This is a genomic window from Pseudoalteromonas sp. S554 (assembly GCF_005930865.1).
Classification (GTDB): domain Bacteria; phylum Pseudomonadota; class Gammaproteobacteria; order Enterobacterales; family Alteromonadaceae; genus Pseudoalteromonas; species Pseudoalteromonas marina.
Map to the genome: position 1 here is coordinate 23850 of NZ_PNDV01000002.1, position 20648 is coordinate 44497.

Below are 20648 nucleotides of genomic sequence, written 5' to 3' on the forward strand. Positions count from 1 at the left end.
TTTACCTATTATTTTTATACTGGGTAGCTTAACTGCGCCTTCAATTAGTGTTGCAGCGCAAACCGATCTTAACTTTAGACTGCGTTTTGAAAGCGCAGAGCAAGATAACGCGTTAAAAGATGCAAGTAGCTTAACGCTGCGCACACGCCTTACTCATAAAACAGATGAAGTGAATGGTTTTTCTGCACTTATTGAAGTTGAAGACAGCCGAAGCCTGTTAGGTGTAGACGATTACAACAATACACTGGGTAAAAATACTAATTACTCAGTAATAGCCGACCCAGAAACTACAGAAGTAGATCAAGGTTTTATAAAATACGCGAAAGATTCGTTATCAATTAAAGTGGGTAGGCAAGTAATAGCGCTTGATGGGCAGCGGTTTGTGGGTCACGTTGGCTTTAGACAAGACAGGCAAACTTTTGATGCGGCAACAGTCAATTACACGTTTAATGATATTAATTTGCACTATAGCTACATAAGCAAGCGCAACCGTATATTTGCCGAAAGCAAAGATATTGATTCATCCGATCACCTTATCAATGCAAGTTTTAAAACAAGCTTGGGTAAAGTGGTTTTATACAGTTACTTATTAAGTAACGACGCAGTAGATGATGACAGCTTAGATACTTATGGCGTTTCTTTTAATGGTAATAAAACGCTCAGCAATACTAAGGTTTACTATAAAGCAGAGTATGCCACGCAATCTGCATCAACGAGCATGAGTGATTTTAACGCTGATTATTATGCATTTGAAGGCGGCGTTGATTTAGCCGGTTTAGGTATTAAAAACGTGACACTAAAAGCCGGTATTGAGTCACTGGGTTCTGATAACAGCGATTATGGTTTTGCCACGCCGCTTGCCACAATGCATAAATTTAATGGCTGGGCTGATACGTTTTTAGCAACGCCTGCACAAGGGCTTGATGACACTTATGTAAGCTTAAATGGTAAAGCCTTTGACGGTAAATGGTTAGTGGCTTATCACAGCTTTGATGCAAACGACAGCGTCAATGGCGTTGATGATTTAGGCTCAGAGCTAAACGTGCAATACGTTAAGCCTATTAATAAAACCTATGCCGTTGGCGCTAAATATGCCGATTATTCAGCAGGCGATAGTGCTGCAGGCAAAGTTGATACCCAAAAACTATGGGTGTGGGTGAGCGCTAAATTTTAAGTATTTAACCAGAGCTCTGGTTATTGAATTTAAAGCGTTACAAGTTGGTGCAATAGCGCCAGCTTGTGGTGCTTTCACTTCTTTTTTACTGCACTAATTTGGTTAAGTCACTGTAATATATTGATTATATATCTGGCTTGCATATTGCTATAACAACTACATAACAAATTATACGTTTGAAGTACTCATTTATGCATTGAGTACTTTGAACAAAACAGGTGATTTTAATGCCAAGCAAGCAGCGTGTTGTCGTCGTAGGAAACGGAATGGTTGGGCATCATTTTGTACAGCAGCTAGTATCGCAGCAAGGTGATAACAAAAATGTTGATATTACCGTGCTCAGTGGTGAAGACCGCCTCGCTTATGACCGCGTTCAGCTCTCGTCATTTTTTAACGGCAAAACCGAAGACGATTTAGCACTTACCTGCAGTAAAACCTATCAAGATTGGCAAGTGTGTTTCCATACTCATTCTAAAGTGGTTGATATAAACCGAGATGCAAAAAAGGTTACTACTGCAAAAGGCGAGTCATTTGAATACGACAAGCTAATACTGGCAACGGGTTCGTTTGCATTTGTGCCACCCATTCCAGGTAAAGATCGTGATCATTGCCTCGTTTACAGAACCATTAACGATTTACACGCTATAAAAAAATCAGCACAAGATAGTAAAGTAGGCGTTGTTATTGGTGGTGGTTTACTAGGGCTTGAAGCAGCCAACGCATTAAAGCAGCTTGGCTTGCAAACCCATGTAATAGAATTTGCACCTCAACTTATGGGCGTACAAATAGATGGGGCTGGTGGGCGATTACTTAAAAATAAAATTACTGAACTTGGCGTTAAAGTGCATACCTCAGTGGCGACAGAGCAAATTATAGAAGGTGAAAACAGCCGTTATAAAATGTGCTTTAAGGGTGGTCAAACCCTAGAAACCGACATGATAGTATTTTCGGCCGGTATTCGCCCATACGATAACCTAGCTCGCGAGTTTAATTTAGAAATAGGTGAGCGCGGCGGCATTGTAATAAACAACCATTGCCAAACGAGTGATAAAAACATATACGCAATAGGCGAATGCGCCCTTTGGAATAACTTTATTTTTGGTCTTGTAGCACCGGGTTACGCGATGGCAAAAGTAGCGGCGGGGCATGTTTTAAAACACCTCTCTTCAAGTACAGCTTCAAACACACCTTTAAGCAACTATTCAAACAAAACTGATGAATTTAGCGGCGCCGATATGAGCACTAAGCTTAAATTAATGGGTGTTGAAGTGGGCTCAATTGGTGATGCCCATGCACGCAGTGAAGGCGCAATTAGCTATTACTTTGAAGATCAGCCAAACGGTATTTACAAAAAAGTAGTCACTAATGAGCAAGGCAATAAACTCATAGGTGCTGTACTGGTTGGCGATACCAGTGATTACGATAACTTATTGCAGTATCACTTAAATAGTATAGACCTTAGTGTGCCCGCAGAGTCTTTAATAATGCCGCTTGCAGGTGACACGGGCGAGCTAAGCGCTGATGATTTACCAAGTGACGCTATTATTTGTGCGTGCCACAAGGTTACAAAACACACCATTGAACACGCTGTTATGCAAGGTTGTAGCGATTTAAATAAAGTGCAGCAAGCTACTAAAGCAAGTACGGGGTGTGGAGGCTGTGAAAAACTAGTGCAAAGCGTTATTAGCAGTGCACTTAACAATAAAATAGCCACGCTAACCCCAGTAGATGAGCCAGTCTCACAGAGCGCTTAACACTCACAATAAGAGAGCAGTATGGAAACTTTAAACACTTGTTCAAACACGCCTTTGCTTAAACAAACTACCTGCGCTTATTGTGGTGTAGGCTGTGGGGTTGATATTTCATTATTAAATAATACCCCAACAAAACTTGAAGGCACGCGCGAGCACCCCGCTAATTTTGGCCGTTTATGTGTTAAAGGCACGCATTTGCTTGACACCACCGGCAGTGATAACCGCTTAACATCGCCCCTTATTGATAACGAACCCGCTAGCTGGGATACGGCAACTGATTACGTTGCTAATAGATTTAACGCCATTATTAAAGAGCATGGGCCGGAATCGGTTGCGTTTTATGTATCGGGGCAGTTACTCACTGAGGATTACTACGTTGCCAATAAATTAATGAAAGGCTACATAGGTTCAGGCAATATAGATACAAACTCAAGGCTGTGTATGTCATCGGCGGTTGCCGGTTATAAACGTGCGTTTGGTGAGGACGTAGTACCATGTACCTACGACGATTTAGAGCAAACTGAGCTACTTATTTTAATTGGCTCAAATGCAGCTTGGACTCATCCGGTGCTTTACCAGCGTATGGAGCGCGCAAAAAAGCTTAATCCAAACATGAAAGTAGTGGTTATCGACCCGCGAAAAACTGATACAGCCGAACTTGCCGATACCTTTTTAAATATAAAACCAGGCAGCGACGCAGCACTTTATAACGGCTTACTTAATTATTTAAGTGAACATAACTATTTAGATACACAATTTATAAACGCGTATACAAACGGCTTTGAAACAGCGCTTGCAGAGGCTAAAAAGTGGAGTATTAAAGCAGTAAGTGATTTTTGTGATATTGACGCGCAGCTAGTCAGTGACTTTTACGCCTTATTTGCAAAAAGCCCAACCGCCATTAGTTTTTATTCAATGGGTATTAACCAATCAAGCTCAGGGGTTGATAAGTGTAATGCCATTATAAATGCGCATTTAGCGTCGGGCAAATTGTTAAAACCTGGCTGTGGCCCGTTTTCAATAACTGGGCAACCTAATGCAATGGGTGGGCGTGAAGTAGGTGGCTTGGCAAATCAATTAGCAGCACATTTAGACATTGAAAACAACGCGCATCAACAGTTAGTGCAGCGTTTTTGGCAATCACCAACAATAGCTAAAAAAGCAGGGTGTAATGCGATTGATATGTTTGATGAAATCGCCAAAGGCAAAATAAAAGCTATTTGGGTAATGGCAACTAACCCTATGGTAAGCCTACCTAATAACGCAGCCATACAACATGCACTTGAGCAATGTGAGCTGGTGGTTGTGTCTGACTGTATTTCTAAAAGTGATACGCTAAAATTTGCTGATGTGGCGTTCCCATCAACCGGATGGGGCGAAAAAAACGGCACAGTGACTAATTCAGAACGAAGAATATCGAGGCAGCGCCCGCTAGTTGAGCCTTTCTCTGGGGCTAAAAACGATTGGCAAATAATGTGTTTAGTTGCTCAAAAAATGGGTTTTGAAGGATTTGATTTTACAGACCCCAGTGGCATTTTTGAAGAATGGGCACAACTGACTGATTTTGAAAATAACGGTGATAGGCTATTAAATTTATCAGCCTTAGTAGGGCTTTCACAGCAGCAATACGATAACTTAAAACCGGTTATGTGGCCGGTACTAAAAAATGAGCCATATAAAAACGGGCAGGTTTTTGTTAATAATCAATTTAGCACCGCAGATAAAAAAGCCCGCTTTATACCTATAACGCCCAAACTTCCTGTGCAACAAACCTCAAGCGATTTCCCGTTTGTAATGAACTCAGGGCGAATACGCGATCAGTGGCATACAATGAGTCGCACCGGAAAAAGTACAGCGCTTTCTACTCATATAACCCGCCCATACATTGAAATAAACCCCATTGATGCCAGCAGACTAAATATAAAAGCAAACGATTTAATAACCGCCAATGCTAAAACTGGGCAGGTTACGGCTCATGCAAAGGTGACGGATGCTGTGCGTAAAGGCGAATGTTTTATGCCTATTCACTGGAACAAGCAATTTGCCTCATCCGCAACGGTAAGTGGGCTTTATCAATCGGTTGTTGACCCTATATCGGGCCAGCCTGAGTGTAAGCATGGTGCTGTTGATTTATCTAAAGCGCAGTTTGCTCAGTACATGCAAATTTTTAGCAAAACAGAGCTTAAAATAACCAGTGATTTTTGGCTTAAAGTTAACGCAAGTAATTGTGTTAACTACCAGTTAGCACTTAATGAGGCACAAAATGACTTACTTTATTATTGCCAAACACTGACAGGGTTACAAGGGCAGTGGTCGGCAATGGGCAGTGCAAAAGCCATGCATATTCAATGTATTCAAAACGAGCAGTTAGTGTTTGTTGCGGTTGTTTCGTTAGCTCAAAAAGACATATCACTTGAGTGGATAAATCATTTATTTGCAGAGCCTTTAATAACCTTTAGCCAATTACAGTCATTGTTGTATGCCATGCCCGATGAAGAATTTACCCAAGGCGCGCAAGTATGTAGTTGCTTTAAAGTACGTGAACAGCCCATTATAAAGGCCATTAAATGTGGTGAAAATACAGTAGAAAAATTGGGGTCTAAATTAAAATGCGGCACTAACTGTGGGTCGTGTAAAACCCAGTTAAGCCAATTAATAAAGCAGCATACTACGCAACACGCTAACAGTATTGATGTTGCAGTTGAAATGTAAATAAACAAGGAAGCATATGCTTAATGATCAATTTGGTCGGCAGTTTAACTATTTGCGCCTCTCAATTACCGATGTGTGTAACTTTAGTTGCACCTATTGTTTACCAAACGGGTATCAGTGCGATACCCCGCGTAACTTTTTAAATAAAAACGAAATAAACACCTTAGTAAATGCGTTTGCGCAATTAGGCACAAAAAAAGTGCGCATTACGGGCGGTGAGCCGTGTTTACGCAGTGACGTAACCGACATTATAAAGCAATGTAAAAACACCCCAGGCATAGAAAAAGTCGCCATAACAACCAATGGATTTAACTTATTTAATAAAATTGATGAGTTTTACAGCGCTGGCCTAGATGCGCTAAACATTAGTATAGATAGCTTAAACCCGAGTATGTTTAAATTAATTACAGGACACGACAAGCTAACTCATATTTTAAAAGGGATAGACCGGGCAATTGAGCTGGGTATAAAAGATATAAAAATAAATGCAGTGCTGGCTAAGCAATTTAATAAAAACCAATTGAATGATTTTTTAGACTGGGTAAAACATAAAAAAGTAACGGTACGCTTTATTGAATTAATGGAAACAGGCAATGGTGCCACCTTTTTTGAACAAAACCATTTAAGCGGGCAAAGTGTTAAAACGCAGCTTTTAGCACAAGGTTGGTTACAGGTAGTGAGAGGTAAATTAAACGGCCCTGCAGAGGAGTTTTGTCATCCTGATTTTGAGGGTCGCATTGGCTTAATTATGCCCTACAGTAAAGATTTTTGTAAAAGCTGCAACCGATTAAGAGTATCGTCATTAGGCAAATTGCATTTGTGCTTGTTTGCCGAGCAAGGGATAGATTTACGCCCGCATTTAAATGCGCAAGATATGCCAGCCACTGTAAACGCGATTCAAGCGGCAATGGGTAATAAAACTATTAGCCATGAGCTTGATAAGCGCTTAACAGGCGCCACAACCCATTTAGCTATGTTGGGCGGCTAAAATGATCAATAAAGCTGTATTTACGGGCGTTGTACTCGCCGGAGGGCAATCATCAAGAATGGGCAGCGATAAAGCCAACCTCATTTTAAAAAATAAAACCTTACTGCAAAATGCATGTGAGTTATTAACAGCAGCAGGAGCAAGTGATGTACTTATAAGCCGTAATGTAAAAAATGCTACTGCGCAATACATAGCAGATATATACCCAGGTTCTGGCCCGCTTGGCGGGATTTATTCAACCTTAATGGCAACAGAGCAGGATATACTTATAACCGCTGTTGATATGCCATTGCTTACGTGCACTTTATTATCGCAAATTGCATCTGCAGCAAGCGTTAATTCCCACTTTCAAACAAATCAGCCACAAATACATGCGTGGCACTTTGAAAATGAACCGTTACCCCTGTATATTCGAAACACCCAAAGCGTTAAACGTCATTTAAAACAATTACTCATAAACGCAAATAGTCATAAATCAATTAAACAGTTTACCCGTAGTATTGGTGTGCAAACGCTAAAATGTAATAAAGCGCATGCACTTGTTAATACCAATACACCGGCGCAATTTAAAGCTGTTAACGAGCAATTTGACCAACACAAACCTAATTTATTGAGAAGAACCCTATGAGCCACACAACTGAGTCACAAATTGCATTAAACATTGCCGTAATGACAGTAAGCGATACACGCGATGAAATTACGGATACTTCAGGCCATTATTTAATTAAAGCCCTTACTGAAGCAGGCCATCACTTAGCGGATAAAGACATAGTTAAAGATGATGTTTACCAAATGCGAGCAGTTGCATCGCAGTGGATTGCCGATGACACCATTCACGCTATTTTAGTCACCGGTGGTACGGGTTTTACCGAGCGTGACTCAACACCAGAGGCATTTGCACCGCTGTTTGATAAAAGCGTAGATGGATTTGGCGAGCTATTTAGACATATTTCGTACGGCGAAATTGGTAACTCAACTATTCAATCACGTGCGTTGGCGGGCCTTGCCAATAACACCGTTATTTTTTGTATGCCTGGCTCTACGGGCGCATGTAAAACAGCCTGGACAGGTATTATAAAAGATCAGTTAGACTCAATGCATAAGCCATGTAACTTTGCCCCGCATATTACTATTGGTAAAAAATGCGAATCGCGAGAGCAATAATATGCTGAGCCACGTAGACGAAAATGGCCAAGCAAACATGGTTGATGTATCGCTAAAAGAGGTCACTCTGCGCGATGCATCTGCCGAGGCCTACATTAAAATGAGCAAACAGGCTTTTGAGCAAGTGTTGCTTAATCAAAATAAAAAAGGTGACGTGCTAGGCGTAGCCCGAATCGCGGGTATTCAGGGCGCTAAAAAGTGCGCTGATTTAATTCCGCTTTGTCACCCGCTGGCACTGAGTAAAGTAGCCGTTGATTTTGAACTTGATGAAGTAAATAGCCAAATTAAAGTCACCAGCTACTGTAAATTAGCAGGTAAAACGGGCGTTGAAATGGAAGCGCTCACCGCTGTATCTGTGGCTACCCTAACATTATTTGATATGTGTAAAGCCGCCGACCCGCTTATGGAAATACACGGTATGCGTGTAACGCAAAAAGCAGGAGGCAAACATGGCAGCTGGCAGCGAGACTAATTTAAATGATACTGATGCAGCTGCAGGGCATGTAAACGTACTCTTTTTTGGCCAACTAAAAGAGCGCCTAAAGTGCGATAAGTTAACCGTTGAGATAGCGCATACCCTTAGCATTAAAGCGTTTAAACACATGCTGGTTGAGCAAAACCCGCATTGGCAGGCATGGCTTGAAGAGCGTGATGTATTGTGTGCGCTTAATCAAACTATGTCATCAAGCGATGAGCTTGTAAAAGCAGGGGATGAACTTGCTTTTTTCCCACCCGTTACAGGTGGCTAATGAGTATAAACATTAACGTACAAACGCAGGATTTTTCAGTAGGTGAGCAACACAATGCACTTTGCAGTAATAACAAAAGTGATGGTGCCGTAGTTACTTTTACAGGGTTGGTGCGAGAATTTAGCAGCGGCGATAACGTAATCGCCCTTGAGCTTGAACACTACCCAGGGATGACTGAGCAACTACTGCAATCGATAGCCGAACAAGCACAAACACGCTGGCAACTTGCCCGCATAAGTATTATTCATCGAGTAGGCTATTTAGCGCTTGGTGAGCAAATTGTATTTGTTGGGGTAACTAGCCGCCACCGCCAAGCCGCGTTTGAAGGCGCACAATTTATAATGGATTACTTAAAAAACCACGCCACGTTTTGGAAAAAAGAGCATTTTAAAGACTCCTCAAACTGGGTTGAGTTTAAACAAAGCGACAAGCAAGCGTTAAATAAATGGCAAGGTATCGAACAGGGTGCAATTAAGTAAATGCATATAATCTCTACCAATATTTCTAAAATAAAAACGGTCGTGCATAACGGCAAAGAGGTCAAAACCGGTATATTTAAAACGCCAACCAATGAGCCGGTTGTTATTGAAAAACTAAAGATAATAGGTGATGAACAAGCCGATTTAGTTAATCACGGCGGTATTGATAAAGCGGTTTATGCGTTTTCGCACAATCATTATGATTACTGGAAACGCACCCTTAAAAATGATGATTTAGCAGTCGGTGCCTTTGGCGAAAACTTCACAATTTCAGAGCTTGATGAGAAAAATATTCATATAGGCGATCGTATTCGTGTAGGTACAGCACTACTTGAAGTAAGCCAGCCGCGAGTGCCGTGCTTTAAGCTTGCCATTGCACTTAATAATAAACAAAGCCTAAAACTGTTTACCCAGTATTACCACACGGGTGTTTATTTTAGAGTGCTTGAGCAAGGTGTTGCTAAAAGTGGCGATGCCGTGACTATTGAACATAAAGCCAAACACAACATTTCGGTTAAAACGTTGTTTCAGGCGTTTTTTGATAAACAATACCCAGATTATGAAAGCGTATTATTAGCAGCACTTGAACTCCCCGAGCTTGCACTTGAGTGGCAAACTAAAATTAAAAAGAAGCTTTCATTAGAACTTCACCAATAATTTATTTTAAAATTAAAAGGTGACTATGCGTGTTTGGCTCATTAGCCTTTTATTTTTACTCACACTCACTCAATTCAATTATTTTTTTAGCCACTGCATACAGTGAACTATGCGATTCCATTGCCTGTTTTTGAAGCTGTTTATGAGCGTGCTCTTCACTTATTTTTAACTGTTCTATTAAAATATATTTAGCTTGATGAATGACTTTTTGTTCGCTTATTAGCTGTTTGGCATCTAATAAAGCTTGGTTTATTTGTTTTATATGTTGTGCTTGCTCAAGTATTAAATCGTACATTGTTTTATTACTACTCAGCTTACTTACCGCCGAATTTGAAGGCTCACCTATTTTAAGAGCGAGTTGTCCATCTGAAACAGGAATATACTCTTGTTCTAGTGAGCTTAATATTTGCTTGTTTGAGTTAAGCTTTCGTTGAGCGCCAGCAATCCGCATCGCTGCGCTATCAATTAAATGGTCGCTAATATTTTGCTCAATTTTATGCATTATATCGATGCGAGTAGTCGTTACCTCATACCACACTTCACTTAACTGAGATAAAGGTTGTGCATTTTGGTCGTCTAGTTTTTGTAGCAGGCTTCTTAGTTGATCAACTTGTTTATTAACCGGGTGCTCTATAAGTGATGAGTAACATTTTAATAAATGATTGTCGGCGTATTCACTAAAGAAGGAAAAACGGTTTTCTTGTTCTTGCATAAAATGAGCAAGTTGCTGTTTTTGTTCGCATGAAAACTTACTTTCGGCAAAGGCTTGAGCGCCACAGGCACGCTCTTGTCCTGCATACTCTTTGCCTTGCATAAAGTTAAAATAAGCCACTAAAAGGCGAATAACTTGCGGATCGTTTGCACCATCGGCTGCTTCTAAAATTATATTTAACAAGCCGGCAATTAGGTTTGTAAATGACTGGGTAGCATGAACGGGTGTAATGTTTTGATTCGCTATTTGATAACGAAGCGAGGGTAATGCGTCGAGTGATTGCAAGCTATGAGAAATTAAATTATACAGCCTCGAATGACCATTTAAGGAGGTGTCGGTAATAAAAGTTGTTTTTAAAGAGTCATTAAAATAACGTTGGGTCGTTTGCGTTACCATTATTTGCTCTTTAAGTTCGCAATTAAATTGTAGGCTTTTAGACGCTAAAAATATATTGCTCATAGCACGTTCTTTCTGCAATTGATGAACAAAGTCGCCTAATTTTGTTAACGACGCACAGCTATTTTGTAATTGTTTTAGCGCGTCTATTTCTTGATATTTAGCCGCAAGTAAAAATTGTTTTGTGAGAGGGTTTGCTGTTTGCATGGAGTTATTTCCGCACTTTTTTGTTTATGAAGTGCAACCTCTATTCCATATATGTAAAGATTTCATTATTCAAATTAAAATCAATTTAAAACAGCTGCTTGTGTATTACTTTAAACTAATAAAGTAAAAACAGATTTATTTTAGCAACACGAAAAGCCCCTTTTTGGTGCATTAAAAAAGAGTTTTGCCACACGGTGTACCGGTATTAAAAAACGCGCTTATTCCTGGGGAAGAATAAGCGCGGATAGTGCGTTAAGCGTTAACATGTTGCACTAAAAGCGCTGGGTCAATATTCATTGTATGATTAACTACTTCACCAATGATAATGAGCGTTGGCCCCATTAACGTAGCTACTGATTCATTATTCGATATATCGTTAATAGACCCTGTTATTATTTTTTGGTTAGTTGTTGTTGCATTTTCTATTAAGGCAATAGAAGTGTTGTCGGGCCAACCTACTGATTTTAAGCCTTTACATAATTCGTTAAGCCTACTCAGCCCCATGTAAACAACAAGTGTTGGGTTGTTTTTACCTTGCATAAATGTGTAATTTTGCCAATTAGGTAACTTTTTAGGATCGGCAAATTGAGCGGTTAAAAAAGTTACACTGCGAGCTACATCACGAGCAGTTAAGGGAATACCTGTATATGCCGATGCAGCGCAAGCGGTTGTCACACCAGGAACAATTGCAAAACTAATATTATTTTGTGTTAGCGCGTCAGCTTCTTCATTTATACGAGCAAAAATGCTCGGGTCGCCGCCTTTTAAGCGCACTACATTTAACCCTTGTTGAGCATACTTAACTAAAAGATCACAAATATTCGCTTGCGACATAGAGTGTTTACCAGCGCGTTTGCCTACGAATACTCGCTGTGCTTTTTTAGGTAATGTGTTTAGTAAATCTTCACTTACTAGCCAGTCATACAAAATAATATCGGCAGATTGAATTAATCGCTGAGCTTTAACAGTAATTAGCTCGGCATCGCCTGGGCCCGCACCAATAATATAAACATGGCCATTTTTAGCCTTTTTGTCGGTAAACTTAACCCCATTGGTTAGCTTGTTAATTACCTTGTTTAACCAGATGTTTTCAACACCCGAAAAATAAGAGAGCACACTCATAATTATTCCTCTAAGCGACAGCTGCTATTGCTTTAGGCTCAGCGTTTATAAATACGTTGCCGTCTTCAATTTTAATATCAAACACGGGGACTTGAATTGACTCATCTTCAAGACATTGGCCTGTTTTTAAACAGAAATGGTGTTTATATAAAGGTGAAGCCACAACAAATTTATTACTGAAAGAGCCAATAATTCCGCGCGATAACACATTCGCTTTACCGATAGGATCATAGTTACCGACTGCGAATAAAGGGCATTCATTTTGTGGTAGGTAAAAAATAGCCACTTGTTGGTTTTTAACTAGTGCGCATACGCCGCTGTTAGCAACAAGGCAATCGGTTGTTCCAATATTATGCCAAGACATCAGCTTGCTCCTCTTGTATTTCTGTTACCGCAATTCGGTTTTGAGTTATCTGTTGTTCGCGTTTTTCAGCGTCTGTGGCTGGGCGAATTTGATTACGTTCTTGCACAAACAAAATGTTGTCATCGGTTTGTGGGCTATTAACAAATTGGCGAAAGCGTTTTGTTGCTTCTGGATTGTCTACTGTTTTTTTCCATTCACATGCGTATGTATTCGCTACCAAATCCATTTGTTCTTCAAGCTCTTGGCAAATACCTAAACTGTCGTCAATCACTACACTTTTGAGATAATCAAGGCCGCCCTCTAAGTTCTCCATCCATACTGAAGTACGCTGTAACTTGTCGGCGGTTTTTATGTAAAACATCAATACACGGTCAATGTATTTTATAAGCGTGGTTGTATCTAAGTCGGTAGCAAATAAGTCTGCATGGCGAGGGCGCATGCCACCGTTACCACACACGTATAAGTTCCAGCCATTTTCAGTTGCTATGATACCAATGTCTTTACTTTGTGCTTCAGCACATTCGCGGGTACAACCTGACACTGCCATTTTAATTTTATGAGGAGAACGCAATCCTTTATAACGGTTTTCGATATCGATGGCATGACCTACACTGTCTTGTACGCCATAACGACACCATGTACTGCCTACGCACGACTTAACCGTTCTCAGAGATTTACCATAAGCGTGACCTGTCTCAAAGCCAGCATCAATCAGTCTTTCCCAAATAACAGGCAGCTCTTCTAAACGTGCACCAAATAAATCGATGCGTTGTCCGCCAGTCACTTTACAATAAAGATTAAAGTCTTTAGCTACTTGACCGATGACAATGAGTTTGTCGGGTGTAATTTCACCACCAGCAATACGCGGTACAACAGAGTAAGAGCCGTCTTTTTGCATATTGGCAAGGAAGGTGTCGTTTGTATCTTGAAGACCTACATGTGTTGGCTCTAGGATAAAATCGTTCCATGTTGAAGCTAAAATAGAGGCCACTGCGGGTTTACATATTTCACAGCCATGGCCGCTGCCATGTTTAGCTATTAAATCATCAAAGGTTTTGATGCTTTCTACTTTAACCACATGGAGTAATTCTTGACGCGAATACGCGAAGTGCTCACAGAGGTGATTATTTACTTCAACGCCTCGACTTGCCAGTTCGTCGTCAACTACCGATTTAAGTAACGCTGCACAACCACCGCAACCGCTGGCAGCTTTGGTGCATGATTTAACTGAGGCTAAATCGCATGAGCCACCATCAATAGCTCCCACAATGTCGCCTTTACTCACGTTATGACACGAACAAATAGTAGCTGTATCGGGTAGGGCGCTGCCCGCAAGAGAAGGGGCGCCGGCGCTATCTGGTAAAATTAAACATTCAGGGTGCTCTGGTAAGTCCATGTCGTTTAACATGTATTGAAGTAGCGTATCGTAATCACTGGTATCGCCAACAAGGACAGCGCCTAAAAGCTTATCGCCAGTTTCATTTAATATAATTTTTTTGTAGCAATCTCTAATTGGATCTTGATAAATGAGCTCTTTGCAGTTGGGCGTTTTTGCATGCGCATCACCAATAGATCCTACTTCTACACCTAGTAGTTTTAATTTAGTGCTCATATCTGCACCTAAAAACTCAAGCTCGCCGCCACTTAGCTGGCTTGCTGCAACGCGAGCCATGTTGTAACCCGGCGCCACTAAGCCAAATAACTTTTTGTCCCATAGGGCACATTCGCCAATAGCCAAAATATCAGGGTCTGATGTTTGGCACTGGTTATTGATAACTATACCGCCACGCTCCCCAAGCTCTAGATCAGCCACTTTACCTAGCTGATCATAAGGACGAATACCGGCAGAGAATAAAATTAAGTCGGTTTCTAAAAAAGTGTCGTCTGAAAAATTTAATCTAAACCGGCTAGTTTCACCTTTAACGATTTCGCTGGTCGCTTTTGATGTATGAACAGTCACACCCAGTTTTTCTATTTTATTTTTTAATAGTGTGCCGCCTTGCTTGTCTAGCTGAACAGCCATAAGCTGCGGCGCAAATTCAACAACATGTGTATCAAGTCCTAATTGTTTAATGGCGTTCGCGGCTTCAAGTCCTAATAAACCACCACCAATAACTACACCACTTTTACTGGCTGCGGCACTGGCTTTTATTTGCTCTAAATCCTCTAGGGTGCGATAAACCAAACAATGTGGTTGATCGTTTCCCTTAATTGGCGGCACAAACGGGAACGAGCCCGTAGCAAGTACAAGCTTATCGTACGGGTATTGATCGCCTGTTTGGGTATTAACAACTTTGTTTACTCTATCTATGCCTTCAACCCATTGGTTAGTGAATACATTAATATTGAGTTGTTGATAATTTTCTAAAGTAGTTAGCGCTAAATCGTTTGCTGTTTTACCATCAAATACGCTTGATAAATAAACACGGTCGTAAGCTAGATTTGCTTCACCACACAAAACGGTGATGTTTGCGTTAGCATCGCTTTGGCGCATTTTTTCTACAAAATGATGTCCGACCATACCATTGCCAATTATTAGTATTTTTTGCGCGGTTTGCATTAGGCATTCCTTCAGTGACGGTTTAAATTTTACACACAAAAAAGCCCGTCACAATTGTAATTAAATGCAATTGTGTACGGGCCTCTTTGCCTCTGGTTGCTTTTTCAACCAATGTGTATGCCGTTAATTAACGTGCTTAGTGTTCAATAAAGCAATAACCTAGCCATAAGTTTAAGTTGTTGATTAATAGTGATATTAATGTGATTTTAGGATTTAGAGATTTAAAAACGAACACTTTAGGTGCAAGGTTAGTACTAATTAGTGCAGTAAAAAATATATTTAATGTTTTGAAAATGAGTGAGAGTTATCCCCATTGTTTTGTTAAATTGTGGGAGATACTCATATGGGTATGTTGCGTGCAACATCCATTTAACCAGTGATAAGCGCTAACGTGATTTTTAGCTATGTAGTTAACTATTAATGAAAGCGAGCAGGGTAATCATAGTTATATAGAAGCCAACGCCTAGCGCAATAACCGGCACTACTTTTTTGGATTTCCTTTGTTTAAAACTAGCATAATCTTTAAATTCCATTTTATAGCTTCCAAACGTTGTAACTTTTAACAGCATACAACCTGTTGCATAAAACAAGAAACCGAAGGCTGTTTCAATTAAAAGCCATAAAAATATATCTGTAACAATGCTCATTTTTCCCCCTTAATCAAAAAGCTCAGCTGATTAGCGTAAACCAATAATAGTAAAGCATAGTTATTGGTAAAAAATAATACTTAAATTGTAAGTAAACATGCGAGTGTATTCTCTCACATTTTGCAAAATGCAAACTTGTCAATTGCAAACTGCATTAGGATTATACTGAATTTATTTTATTTATAATAAATTCATAAAGTTAAGTTTTGGAATAGACCCTGCAACAGTTTAATTACTTAACTTTTTAAGGGCTAAATTATGAAACTAAATAAACTTGCAACAGCATGCTTAGTTATATTTCCATGCGCTGTGCTCAGTCAACCATTCGAGTCCTGCCCTAGCCAGGCATTTTTAATGCAAGATGCTAACGCGCAACTATACGGAATAGATTTAGTTTCAGCTAAACCTACCGTTTTAGCATCGCAGCTAACGTTCGCTAACGAATTAAATACTAACAGCGTTAACGCAGTCGGTTTTAATTATAAAGATCAATACATGTACGGTTACAGTAAGCAAACGCCTGGCAGCGTAGTGCAGCTTGGCAGCAACTACGAAATGAAGCGGCTAAACGTACAAGGTTTACCTGCCACTAATTTTTACGTCGGTGATATACAAGTTGTAGGTGAGGGCAATGACCAACGAGCTACCTATTATGTTTATCATCCTAACTTTGGCCTATATGGTATTAATTTAGATGGTGACTTAGATGCATCTATTTCGGCAAGTTTGTTAACCAATACAAACACTTGGAAATTGTCTATTTATGACTTTGCCTTTCACCCAGCTAGTAACCTTTTATATGCGGTTGAGCCAAATGGCAATTTATACGAAATAGATATTGCAGCAAATACCCATACGTTAATTACTCAAGTTGATGTAGGCGATGATACTGGCGCATTTGGCGCGGCTTATTTTGATGTGAAGGGCCAGTTTTATTTTAGTAACAATAAAAGCGGTAAAATCCATAAAGTTGATTTAAGTATTAGCCCAGTCGTTGGCTACACCCCGGTGGCAAATGTGTTTACATCGGGGCCTAAATCAAGTCAAAACGACGGTGCGCGCTGTGCCATTGCCGAAGTAAAAGTAACTGATAGCTCAATTGATTTTGGTGACGCGCCAGCGCCTTACAACACAAGCCTTGAGCAAAGTGGCGCAAGGCATTTATTTGACCCGAATAGTACCGGCTCAGATTTAATTTATTTGGGAAGCTCGGTGGATGGTGAAAACATTAATACCAATGCCGATTTACTATTGTCTCCTATTGACGATTCAGACGATGGCGTAAGTTTTGTAACGGCGATTTCGGCAGGGCAAGACTCGCAAATTATTGTTAACGCGTCTACTTCTGGCTTTTTATATGCTTGGTTTGATTGGGACCAAAATGGCCGTTTTACTGAAGACGAAAGAATGGTAACTAAACGTGCTATAAATGAAGGCGATAACAGCATTTTAATCACGGTGCCAAGTAACACTAAAGCGGGCCAAACATGGGCTCGATTCAGAGTCACCGATGGCACAGAGGCGTCGCTGATCACGGCAACAGGCGGTGTGCTGGGCGGCGAAGTAGAAGATTACGAAATTACCACTTATGCAAGCGCTGTTTACCCTGGCGAAAATGATTGGGTAACCCTTGCTTACGAGGATAGATGGCCGTTTGCAGGTGATTACGACTTTAATGATCTAGTACTCAATTACAGAACCACACAGCTTATGGAAGGGAGCAATGTGGTTGGCTATAAAATAGATGGTCAACTAATTGGTATTGGAGCCACATACCATAATGGCTTTGCTGTGAGATTAAAAGAAACTGTCAATAATACCACTCACACTATTTTACGAGACGAAGTCGATGAAGATGCAATTAGCTTTATTATTGACGGGCAACCGCAAACAGCGAGTCCTTTGGAGGCAGGTAGAAACGAAGCTATCCTCATTTTCATGCAAGATACCTGGGCCCACGTTTCAAAAGAGTCGGGCTGTAGTTACTTTAGAACAGAAGATAATTGCGATGAAAACGTTAAAGTTACCTTTAGCATGAGTATTCCTTTAAAAGAACCAAAAGCGAAAAGTGCATCTCCCGGTACGCTGCTTGATCCGTTTATTTTTGCAACTGATGGCTTTTACCACGGCGATTTTTTAGTCGGTAAAAACGCCCGAGGCTGGGAAGTACACATTAAAAACCAAGCACCAACTGAAGCGTTTGATACATCACTCTACAGCGTTACAAACGCAGATGATGCCAGCGTACAAAGCAATGGCTTGTATTTTCTTAACGAAAACGGTTTACCGTGGGCAATGGAGGTCGGTATGCAATGGCTGCATCCCCTTGAAGGGGTAGACATAACCGACGCTTACGGAAGTTTTGCAGAGTTTGCTCAATCATCGGGTAAACAAAAGCCAACGTGGTTTAACGATTACAGTATTAGTAATGTTGTTGTAAGAGGGGAACAATAATGAAAAATACACTATTAATTTTATCACTATCAATAGGGTTAACAGCATGTGGCGGCGGTGGTTCAGAAGAGACAAAAGCACCAGCAGTCGCGACGGTATCTTCTACCTCTACACCAGCAAATAATCCAACTGGGATTAACGCAATTACTGTTGATAACGAATTTAATTTATCTACTAAATATTCACTTGATGTTGATGTTGACCTGGGGATGGGCGATGTAAGAGCTTACTTAAATGTGTGCCAAACAAAGATGGCATCTCAACGAGCAGATTATAACAACTGTATTTACAGAGGGCCTCTTAGTAATACCGCTCTCGATACGCAATTAGTGTCAAGCAATCAAGATATTGAACTGATTGCTGAAATTTGGTTTTACGATGAGTCGACCGAGCCGCTTTTATTCACTTGGCAGTACGAACCTGCTCAAGCACAACAACAGTTTGTTATCCGATAATAATTATTAAAATGGTTAGGTTTAAAAAGTAATGTCAAATATCCCAGAAAGTAATAATCCGCACTATTTAGTTTTGCGGATTATTTTTATATGTGCAGCAGCCGTATTTATCTTACTCGCGTTTAATCCCTTCACTAGCTTTTATGCCGATGTGTTTTCATCTTTACGAATACAGATGTTAATTGCGGCGTTGATGTGTGGGTGCGCACTTATGTTGTTAAAACTGTACAAATTAGCTGCAGTGGTGATCCTACTTTGCGCGCTGGGGCTAGGCCCTATTTTGGTGTCTTTTCCCGTAACATCGCCTGTTAATTCAGAGGCTTTATCAATCAAGCAAATTAATGTTAATTATAGTAATAAATACCTTTCAACACATTTACTAAGTTTGCGTGATGAAAGTTGGGATGTGCTTATTTTACAAGAGTTTAGTGATAAAAATCGCCACCTGTTAACTCAATTTATAACCACTACCGACATGTTTGGCTATGAGGAGGTTGAGGGAATACCCTATGGTATGGTTGTTTTATCGCGAATACCTATGGTTTATAAGCAACAAGTTAAATTAGATGGCGACAAGCTAGGGTATTTAAAACTTAAGTTTATGGTGGGTAATACGCTTTTGACCACTTTTATTGCGCACCCGCCTTCACCACGCTCTAAACGTCATTGGCAAAATAGAAATACGCTATTAGCGGCCTTAAAGCTTTCAACACAAAATGAAAAGGGCGCATGGCTCGTCGCCGGGGATTTAAATGTAGTACCTTGGTCTTCATATTTTGAGTGGCAGCAAGCTCAAACCTGCTTTGGGCAACATCGATACTCAAGCTTTATGCCTTTTAAAAAAGGGCACTCTATTTTGACTGGCTTACCTATAGATCACTGTGTAATGAGCGAACAAGTTTTATTACAAAGCCTAGTGGTCACGGACTTTAAAGGCAGTGATCACAAAATGTTAAGCTATAAAATAAGTCTAAAATAAAAGGCGCTCAAATTTTGCAGCTACGCTTTCCATGGCTAGCCGGGTAATTGAACCTTACTACCCCAATAAGAGTAAGCAATATTCAAATGCAGCCATAAAAGCATGGCGTTGGGCGCTTTTAAACCAAACACAATATTATGAGCAACCAAGTGATATTAAAAGTGGTGAATATGGAGATCATTATTTAAAGGATGAATTTGCTTGGGCCGCTGCAGAGTTATTTATAACCACTAAAAATAAAAACTTTTACACTATTTATAAAGAGATAAATATTGATTACGTGGCTCCAGCGTGGCGAAATGTATCGTACCTTTCTTTGAGTAGTTTGCTGTTTAAAGCAAAGGACTTATTGTCTAAACAAGAATACGAAGCCCTTAAAATAAAGCAAAATGACTTAGCTGACATATATTTAAACCAACATAAAAGCAGTCCATACAATGTTGCTATGCAAAAATCAGACTTTGTATGGGGGAGTAACTCAGCCGCGTTAAATAAAGCGATGGTTTTGCTACAAGCCGCTCAGATAAATAAAAATAACGATTATAAAAATGCAGCTCATGGACTTGTCGATTATGTATTAGGGCGAAACCCTACGGGGTACTCTTTTGTTACTGGGTTTGGCACTAAAACACCTTTGTATCCACATCATCGAATTTCACACAGTGATAATGTTGTTGCACCTGTACCAGGAATGCTTGTAGGTGGCCCTCATTCAGGACAACAAGATAATTGTAACTACTTATTCAATGAGCCAGCAAAATCATACGTTGACGATTGGTGTAGCTTTTCAACTAACGAGGTTGCGATTAATTGGAATGCGCCACTTGTGTATGTACTTGGTGCGCTCTCTGACTAGCAACTTTATAAGTTTTAATTTGCACAACTCAGTTGATTCTATTTATTGACCCAAGGAAAGCGCTATAAAAGTAGGGAGAAGGTTTTCTTGAGTTTATATTTTTTGAATTGGTACGACTGAGTGGATTCGAACCACCGACCCCTACCATGTCAAGGTAGTGCTCTAACCAACTGAGCTACAGTCGTACAATTTGAGGTTCTTAAATATAACTTATTATTA

18 protein-coding genes, 1 tRNA gene and 1 pseudogene are annotated in these 20648 nt (G+C 40.2%); 14 read left to right on the forward strand and 6 right to left on the reverse strand.

Annotated elements, in window-relative coordinates:
- Nucleotides 1–19: 19 nt before the first annotated feature.
- The 10 genes from CWB65_RS01880 to CWB65_RS01925 all read left to right on the forward strand — a co-directional run bounded on the left by CWB65_RS01880 (nt 20) and on the right by CWB65_RS01925 (nt 9677).
- A complete protein-coding gene (locus CWB65_RS01880) occupies nt 20–1174 on the forward strand; it encodes an alginate export family protein (protein ID WP_502704837.1) in 1155 nt (384 codons plus the stop codon).
- A 227-nt stretch (nt 1175–1401) separates the two neighbouring features.
- The gene (locus CWB65_RS01885; protein ID WP_138739752.1) at nt 1402–2928 is read left to right on the forward strand and encodes an FAD-dependent oxidoreductase; all 1527 of its coding nucleotides are present in this window, start codon (nt 1402–1404) and stop codon (nt 2926–2928) included.
- A gap of 21 nt (nt 2929–2949) precedes the next feature.
- Nucleotides 2950–5640 (forward strand): nitrate reductase, encoded by a 2691-nt coding sequence (locus CWB65_RS01890; protein ID WP_138739753.1) that lies wholly within the window; start codon nt 2950–2952, stop codon nt 5638–5640.
- 16 nt (nt 5641–5656) lie between these two features.
- The gene (moaA, locus tag CWB65_RS01895; RefSeq protein WP_138739754.1) at nt 5657–6628 is read left to right on the forward strand and encodes a GTP 3',8-cyclase MoaA; all 972 of its coding nucleotides are present in this window, start codon (nt 5657–5659) and stop codon (nt 6626–6628) included.
- 1 nt (nt 6629) lies between these two features.
- On the forward strand, nt 6630–7256 hold the full coding sequence (locus CWB65_RS01900) for a molybdenum cofactor guanylyltransferase (RefSeq protein ID WP_138739755.1): 627 nt from the start codon (nt 6630–6632) through the stop codon (nt 7254–7256).
- Nucleotides 7253–7792 carry a molybdenum cofactor biosynthesis protein B gene (gene moaB, locus CWB65_RS01905; RefSeq protein WP_004587753.1) on the forward strand — a complete coding sequence of 180 codons (540 nt, stop codon included), beginning with the start codon at nt 7253–7255 and terminating at the stop codon, nt 7790–7792. Before CWB65_RS01900 ends, moaB begins: the two co-directional genes overlap by 4 nt.
- A 1-nt stretch (nt 7793) precedes the next feature.
- Nucleotides 7794–8264 carry a cyclic pyranopterin monophosphate synthase MoaC gene (gene moaC / locus CWB65_RS01910; protein ID WP_138739756.1) on the forward strand — a complete coding sequence of 157 codons (471 nt, stop codon included), beginning with the start codon at nt 7794–7796 and terminating at the stop codon, nt 8262–8264.
- Nucleotides 8242–8541 (forward strand): MoaD/ThiS family protein, encoded by a 300-nt coding sequence (locus CWB65_RS01915; RefSeq protein ID WP_138739757.1) that lies wholly within the window; start codon nt 8242–8244, stop codon nt 8539–8541. Before moaC ends, CWB65_RS01915 begins: the two co-directional genes overlap by 23 nt.
- Nucleotides 8541–9020, forward strand: coding sequence for a molybdopterin synthase catalytic subunit MoaE (gene moaE / locus CWB65_RS01920; protein ID WP_138739758.1), 480 nt, complete (start codon nt 8541–8543; stop codon nt 9018–9020). Before CWB65_RS01915 ends, moaE begins: the two co-directional genes overlap by 1 nt.
- The gene (locus tag CWB65_RS01925; RefSeq protein ID WP_138739759.1) at nt 9021–9677 is read left to right on the forward strand and encodes an MOSC domain-containing protein; all 657 of its coding nucleotides are present in this window, start codon (nt 9021–9023) and stop codon (nt 9675–9677) included.
- A gap of 55 nt (nt 9678–9732) precedes the next feature.
- Here CWB65_RS01925 and CWB65_RS01930 read toward each other — a convergent pair whose 3' ends face one another.
- From CWB65_RS01930 to CWB65_RS01950, 5 genes are all read right to left on the reverse strand, one after another.
- A complete protein-coding gene (locus CWB65_RS01930; RefSeq protein ID WP_138739760.1) occupies nt 9733–10992 on the reverse strand; it encodes a nitrate- and nitrite sensing domain-containing protein in 1260 nt (419 codons plus the stop codon).
- A 252-nt stretch (nt 10993–11244) separates the two neighbouring features.
- Nucleotides 11245–12114: a uroporphyrinogen-III C-methyltransferase gene (cobA, locus tag CWB65_RS01935; RefSeq protein ID WP_010556330.1), complete on the reverse strand. Its 870-nt coding sequence runs from the start codon at nt 12112–12114 to the stop codon at nt 11245–11247.
- 10 nt (nt 12115–12124) lie between these two features.
- A complete protein-coding gene (gene nirD, locus CWB65_RS01940) occupies nt 12125–12478 on the reverse strand; it encodes a nitrite reductase small subunit NirD (protein WP_138739761.1) in 354 nt (117 codons plus the stop codon).
- Nucleotides 12465–15038 (reverse strand): nitrite reductase large subunit NirB, encoded by a 2574-nt coding sequence (gene nirB / locus CWB65_RS01945; RefSeq protein WP_138739762.1) that lies wholly within the window; start codon nt 15036–15038, stop codon nt 12465–12467. The genes nirD and nirB overlap by 14 nt, the downstream gene beginning before the upstream one ends.
- Before the next feature lie 410 nt (nt 15039–15448).
- Nucleotides 15449–15685, reverse strand: a complete 237-nt coding sequence (locus CWB65_RS01950; protein ID WP_039037160.1) for a hypothetical protein — start codon at nt 15683–15685, stop codon at nt 15449–15451.
- Nucleotides 15686–15943: 258 nt separating this feature from the next.
- Here CWB65_RS01950 and CWB65_RS01955 point away from each other — a divergent pair, with 258 nt between their 5' ends.
- The 4 genes and pseudogenes from CWB65_RS01955 to CWB65_RS01970 all read left to right on the forward strand — a co-directional run.
- On the forward strand, nt 15944–18139 hold the full coding sequence (locus CWB65_RS01955; RefSeq protein WP_138739763.1) for an LruC domain-containing protein: 2196 nt from the start codon (nt 15944–15946) through the stop codon (nt 18137–18139).
- The gene (locus CWB65_RS01960) at nt 18139–18594 is read left to right on the forward strand and encodes a hypothetical protein (RefSeq protein ID WP_138739764.1); all 456 of its coding nucleotides are present in this window, start codon (nt 18139–18141) and stop codon (nt 18592–18594) included. Before CWB65_RS01955 ends, CWB65_RS01960 begins: the two co-directional genes overlap by 1 nt.
- Nucleotides 18595–18625: 31 nt before the next feature.
- Entirely contained in the window at nt 18626–19573 is a 948-nt protein-coding gene (locus CWB65_RS01965) for an endonuclease/exonuclease/phosphatase family protein (RefSeq protein WP_138739765.1), read from the forward strand.
- Nucleotides 19574–19595: 22 nt separating this feature from the next.
- Nucleotides 19596–20429 (forward strand): annotated as a pseudogene (locus CWB65_RS01970) (glycoside hydrolase family 9 protein); the annotation flags it as partial.
- A gap of 108 nt (nt 20430–20537) precedes the next feature.
- Here CWB65_RS01970 and CWB65_RS01975 read toward each other — a convergent pair.
- Nucleotides 20538–20614, reverse strand: a tRNA-Val gene (locus CWB65_RS01975).
- Nucleotides 20615–20648: the final 34 nt, after the last annotated feature.

Excerpts from the sequence above, each read along its gene's own strand:
- moaA (WP_138739754.1), top strand. The coding sequence starts at position 5,657 with ATGCTTAATGATCAATTTGGTCGGCAGTTTAACTATTTGCGCCTCTCA.
- CWB65_RS01915 (WP_138739757.1), top strand. The coding sequence starts at position 8,242 with ATGGCAGCTGGCAGCGAGACTAATTTAAATGATACTGATGCAGCTGCA.
- CWB65_RS01885 (WP_138739752.1), top strand. The coding sequence starts at position 1,402 with ATGCCAAGCAAGCAGCGTGTTGTCGTCGTAGGAAACGGAATGGTTGGG.
- CWB65_RS01955 (WP_138739763.1), top strand. The coding sequence starts at position 15,944 with ATGAAACTAAATAAACTTGCAACAGCATGCTTAGTTATATTTCCATGC.
- moaE (WP_138739758.1), top strand. The coding sequence starts at position 8,541 with ATGAGTATAAACATTAACGTACAAACGCAGGATTTTTCAGTAGGTGAG.
- moaC (WP_138739756.1), top strand. The coding sequence starts at position 7,794 with ATGCTGAGCCACGTAGACGAAAATGGCCAAGCAAACATGGTTGATGTA.
- CWB65_RS01965 (WP_138739765.1), top strand. The coding sequence starts at position 18,626 with ATGTCAAATATCCCAGAAAGTAATAATCCGCACTATTTAGTTTTGCGG.
- cobA (WP_010556330.1), bottom strand. The coding sequence starts at position 12,114 with ATGAGTGTGCTCTCTTATTTTTCGGGTGTTGAAAACATCTGGTTAAAC.
- CWB65_RS01925 (WP_138739759.1), top strand. The coding sequence starts at position 9,021 with ATGCATATAATCTCTACCAATATTTCTAAAATAAAAACGGTCGTGCAT.
- moaB (WP_004587753.1), top strand. The coding sequence starts at position 7,253 with ATGAGCCACACAACTGAGTCACAAATTGCATTAAACATTGCCGTAATG.
- CWB65_RS01950 (WP_039037160.1), bottom strand. The coding sequence starts at position 15,685 with ATGAGCATTGTTACAGATATATTTTTATGGCTTTTAATTGAAACAGCC.
- nirB (WP_138739762.1), bottom strand. The coding sequence starts at position 15,038 with ATGCAAACCGCGCAAAAAATACTAATAATTGGCAATGGTATGGTCGGA.
- nirD (WP_138739761.1), bottom strand. The coding sequence starts at position 12,478 with ATGTCTTGGCATAATATTGGAACAACCGATTGCCTTGTTGCTAACAGC.
- CWB65_RS01930 (WP_138739760.1), bottom strand. The coding sequence starts at position 10,992 with ATGCAAACAGCAAACCCTCTCACAAAACAATTTTTACTTGCGGCTAAA.
- CWB65_RS01890 (WP_138739753.1), top strand. The coding sequence starts at position 2,950 with ATGGAAACTTTAAACACTTGTTCAAACACGCCTTTGCTTAAACAAACT.
- CWB65_RS01900 (WP_138739755.1), top strand. The coding sequence starts at position 6,630 with ATGATCAATAAAGCTGTATTTACGGGCGTTGTACTCGCCGGAGGGCAA.
- CWB65_RS01960 (WP_138739764.1), top strand. The coding sequence starts at position 18,139 with ATGAAAAATACACTATTAATTTTATCACTATCAATAGGGTTAACAGCA.